The organism is Actinoplanes sp. NPDC048791, from assembly GCF_040650095.1.
Taxonomy (GTDB): domain Bacteria; phylum Actinomycetota; class Actinomycetes; order Mycobacteriales; family Micromonosporaceae; genus Actinoplanes.
Genome location: NZ_JBEZGQ010000487.1, coordinates 2,580 through 6,212 on the forward strand (window position 1 = coordinate 2,580; position 3,633 = coordinate 6,212).

6 protein-coding genes are annotated in these 3,633 nt (G+C 72.5%); 5 read left to right on the forward strand and 1 reads right to left on the reverse strand.

Features of this window, described 5'->3' with window-relative positions; all coding sequences use genetic code 11:
- The first annotated feature begins 177 nt into the window (after positions 1 to 177).
- The 3 genes from AB0C29_RS28775 to AB0C29_RS28785 are packed head-to-tail and all read left to right on the forward strand — an operon-like array spanning position 178 to position 1,288.
- Positions 178 to 498: a metalloregulator ArsR/SmtB family transcription factor gene (locus AB0C29_RS28775; RefSeq protein WP_360826395.1), complete on the forward strand. Its 321-nt coding sequence runs from the start codon at positions 178 to 180 to the stop codon at positions 496 to 498.
- The gene (locus tag AB0C29_RS28780; RefSeq protein ID WP_360826398.1) at positions 495 to 944 is read left to right on the forward strand and encodes an SRPBCC domain-containing protein; all 450 of its coding nucleotides are present in this window, start codon (positions 495 to 497) and stop codon (positions 942 to 944) included. The genes AB0C29_RS28775 and AB0C29_RS28780 overlap by 4 nt, the downstream gene beginning before the upstream one ends.
- On the forward strand, positions 941 to 1,288 hold the full coding sequence (locus AB0C29_RS28785) for a nuclear transport factor 2 family protein (RefSeq protein WP_360826401.1): 348 nt from the start codon (positions 941 to 943) through the stop codon (positions 1,286 to 1,288). The genes AB0C29_RS28780 and AB0C29_RS28785 overlap by 4 nt, the downstream gene beginning before the upstream one ends.
- 8 nt (positions 1,289 to 1,296) lie before the next feature.
- On the opposite strand, the gene AB0C29_RS28790 is transcribed toward AB0C29_RS28785, so the two are convergent.
- Positions 1,297 to 1,830, reverse strand: a complete 534-nt coding sequence (locus AB0C29_RS28790; RefSeq protein ID WP_360826404.1) for a helix-turn-helix domain-containing protein — start codon at positions 1,828 to 1,830, stop codon at positions 1,297 to 1,299.
- Positions 1,831 to 1,915: 85 nt separating this feature from the next.
- Here AB0C29_RS28790 and AB0C29_RS28795 point away from each other — a divergent pair, with 85 nt between their 5' ends.
- Positions 1,916 to 2,704, forward strand: a complete 789-nt coding sequence (locus AB0C29_RS28795) for an SDR family NAD(P)-dependent oxidoreductase (protein WP_360826406.1) — start codon at positions 1,916 to 1,918, stop codon at positions 2,702 to 2,704.
- Positions 2,705 to 2,877: 173 nt separating this feature from the next.
- Positions 2,878 to 3,450 (forward strand): hypothetical protein, encoded by a 573-nt coding sequence (locus tag AB0C29_RS28800; RefSeq protein WP_360826409.1) that lies wholly within the window; start codon positions 2,878 to 2,880, stop codon positions 3,448 to 3,450.
- Positions 3,451 to 3,633 lie beyond the last annotated feature (183 nt).

Sequence of the window (3,633 nt, forward strand, 5' to 3'; positions counted from 1 at the left end):
CGAGCTGATCACGATCTGCTTGTTCGCGTTGTGCAGCGTGTTGAACGTGTGGAAGAACTCTTCGTCGGGCCGCCGTCCAGCCTCCAGGGTTCAGCGGTGTCCAGGCCCGTCCAGCCCGGTCCATCGCAAATGCAAACGGTCACTTGTGCAAACGACGGTTTGCGTTAGGGTGGAGCCATGGACCTCGACTCCGCCTTCGCCGCTCTCGGCGACCCCGTCCGGCGGTCCCTGGTGGCCCGCCTGGCGCACGGTGACGCCACGGTGGGGGAGCTCGCCGCCCCGTTCGACCTGACCTCGCAGGCGATCTCCCACCACGTCGGTGTGCTGCGCCGCTGCGGCCTGGTGGAACAGCGCCGCGAGGGCACCCGGCGCCCCTGCCGGCTCCGCACCGACCAACTGGCGCTGCTCAGCACCTGGATCGACGACCAGCGCCGCACCTGGGCCGACCGGCTCGACGCCCTCGAACAGCACCTGACCGACGAGGGGGCGGACCGGTGACCGCCGACCTGCGCGGCGACGAACTGATCGCCCGCCGCCACCTCCCGGCCGGACCCGCCCGCGTCTGGGCGGCCTTCACCGCACCCGCGAGCATCGCGGCATTCTGGGGCGGTTCACACGCGACGGTGCCCGCCGGCTCGGTCACCGTCGACCTGCGCCCGGGCGGCGAGTTCGCCCTCGACACCCGCGCGCCCGACGGCACGACCCGCCGGCTGCGGTTCGTCTACGTGACCGTCACCGAGCCGCACGAGCTGGTGTTCGACGAGCCCGTCACCGGCCTGCGCACCACCGTGACCATCCGCGCGGCGGACACCGGCACGGACCTCACCGTCCACCAGCGCCGGCTGCCTCCGGAGCTGCGCACCACCCAGGCGGCCGACGGGCTCGCCGCGATCCTCGAAGCCCTCGAAACCCACCTGCGGCACCCCGGACGGAGCACATCGTGACCCAGCGCGACCTCGTGGCGGAGTACTTCGCCGGCTTCCGGACCGGCGACCACCCGCGCATCCTGGCCACCCTCACCGACGACGTCGAGTGGGTCATCCACGGCCACCGGACCACTCAGGGCAAGGCGGAGTTCGACGGCGAGATCGAGAACCCAGCCTTCACCGGCCACCCCGACCTCGACCTCCACCGGATCTTCGAGGACGGCCCGGTCGTCATCACCACCGGTGAAGGTCGCGGCGCCACCGTCGACCACGGCCCGTTCCGCTTCGCCTTCAACGACCTGTTCACCTTCCGCGACGGCCGCATCGCCCGGGTCGACTCCTACGTCGTCCCTCTGCCCTGAGGCTGCTGTCAGCGACCGCCGAGGGCGCCCAGCACGGTCCTGACCAGCAGGCCGGCGCGGCCGCCGGCCTCGGCCAGCTCCGGCGCGTCGTCGGGGAGCAGATGGACCTCTGTCATTAGAGCCAGGTAGACCCGCCGGCACCAGGCCGGGCCGGCGGCGGTGATCGCGCCCGCCGCGTGCAGGCGGGTGAACAGCAGGTCGAGACCGTCCTGGACCTCCCGGCTGGGCGCCGAGGCCAGGGTGATGGTGAACCGGTGGCTCATCTTCAGCTCGAAGACGATCTCCGAGACCCGGTGCAGGGCCAGCACGGGCGGCGCCGTCCGCACGCTGGCCTGCTCGATCACGAGCAGATAGCGCTCGTTGAGCTGCTCCCTCAGCGCATCGAGCAGCGCCTGCCGGGAGGTGAAGCGCCGGTGGACGGTCGCGCGGGCGACCCCGGCGGCGTCGCCGATTCGTTCCAGCGAGGCGTTCGGGTCGTCGGCGAGCACGGCTTCGGCGGCCTCGAGGATCCGGGCCGTACTGCGTTCCGCGTCCGCTCTCATCGCGGCCCACTCTACCGAGCGGTTAACTGAGACGGCAATGACACAGTTATTGACTTAACTGACACTCACGTGTTGCAGTTAACGCATGGATCTTCAACTCACCGGCAAGCGTGTTCTCGTCACCGGCGCCAGCAAGGGCATCGGCCTCGCGATCGTCCGGGCCTTCGTGGCCGAGGGTGCCTCGGTCACCGCCGTGTCCCGGAACAGCACTCCCGAGCTCGAGGCCACCGGAGCCTCCTTCGTGGCCGCCGACCTCGCCGAGGCGGACGGCCCGCGCCGGATGGTGCAGGCCGTCCTCGCCGCCGACCCCCGCCTCGACGTCCTGGTCAACAACGCCGGCGGCGGCACCATGAGCGAGGCGTCGTTCACCGATCCCCTCGACGGCGGCGACGACGACTGGACCCGCACGTTCGCACTGAACCTCGACGCGACCGTGCGCAGCACCCGGGCCGCACTGCCCGCCCTGATCGCGGCGCGGGGAGCCGTCGTCAACATCAGCTCCGACAGCGCCCTGCGTCCCGGGGCGGCGCCGCTGCCGTACAGCACTGCGAAGGCCGCCCTCAACGCGTTCTCCCGCGGACTGGCCGAGAAGCTGGGCGCGCAGGGCGTCCGGGTCAATGTGGTCACCCCGAGCGGGACGCGTACGGACCTGATGGAGGGCAAGGACGGCTTCGCCGCCCAGCTGGCGGAGCATCTCGGCGTCGACCACGGGACGCTGCTCGCCACGATGCCGGGCCAGAGCGGCATGCTCACCGGCACCCTGATCGAACCGGAAGAGATCGCCCGCGCGGTGCTCCTGCTGTCGTCCCCGACCATGTCCAGCACGATCGGCGCAAACTGGCGCATCGACGCCGGCGCCACCAAATCCGTCTAGCCCGCCGCGACGGGGCGTTGTCGTGCGCGGGCGACGCACCCTGACGGCCGCGTTGATCGTTAGTCGGCGGAGGCACCCGTCGGGGGGGGGGGGGGGCGGGGCGGGGGGGGGGGGGGCGCCCCGCCGGGGGGTTGGCGCCCGGGGGCGCCCGCGAACCGATTCAGGAGTCAGACATGTCTTGGCGTTGCCTTTCCCGGCCCGCTGTCGCCGGTGCGACGCTCGCCGCCGGTGTCACGTTCGCCGCCCCGGCGTCCGCGGCGGTGACCTACAACCCCGTCAACCGCACCGGTTTCGTCGCCGCGGCGGACGTCCGGCAGGCCTTCGGCTGGACCCCCGCGAAGCTCGCCGCGCGCGCCGGCGGTGTCGCCTTCGACCACGACTTCTGGACCGACGACACCTACTCCGTCGTCTGCGGCAAGCGCACGTACCCGCTGGTGCACCACCGGGAGTTCGGTCGCTACGAGCTGACCGACGCCGTGGTCCGCAAACGCGCGACCACCGGCTATGGCGCCACGGGCATCACCGGCTTCCGGCTCGCCGGCGCGAGTTTCGGCATCTCGGGCACCTCCGTGGCGCCCGCGGTCGGCCAGCCCTGCCCGGGCCGGGTGAAGGGCGCGACGATCGACGCGCTGCGGCTGGTGTCGTCGGCCACCGGCTGGTCCCTGGCCGCCCGCTCGGGCGACGTCCGGCGTCAGCTCCTGAAGGGCGGCAAGGGCGCGTCACAGCCCCAGACTTCGAGGTCCTAGGGCAGGGTCACGTCGGGGGCGGGCTCCAGCCCTCCCGCTCCAGCCTCGTCGCCGGCTGCCCGGGCCTGCCCGTGTTCCGGTGCATCAGCCGTCGTCGCCCGGGTATGCCGAGCGCGTGCGTACCTCCGGGACGACCGGTCGCCGCCGGGCCGGCGGACCCGTCGCGAGCGCGGGCGCGGCTCC

Excerpts from the sequence above, each read along its gene's own strand:
- AB0C29_RS28775 (WP_360826395.1), top strand. The coding sequence starts at position 178 with ATGGACCTCGACTCCGCCTTCGCCGCTCTCGGCGACCCCGTCCGGCGG.
- AB0C29_RS28790 (WP_360826404.1), bottom strand. The coding sequence starts at position 1,830 with ATGAGAGCGGACGCGGAACGCAGTACGGCCCGGATCCTCGAGGCCGCC.
- AB0C29_RS28795 (WP_360826406.1), top strand. The coding sequence starts at position 1,916 with ATGGATCTTCAACTCACCGGCAAGCGTGTTCTCGTCACCGGCGCCAGC.
- AB0C29_RS28800 (WP_360826409.1), top strand. The coding sequence starts at position 2,878 with ATGTCTTGGCGTTGCCTTTCCCGGCCCGCTGTCGCCGGTGCGACGCTC.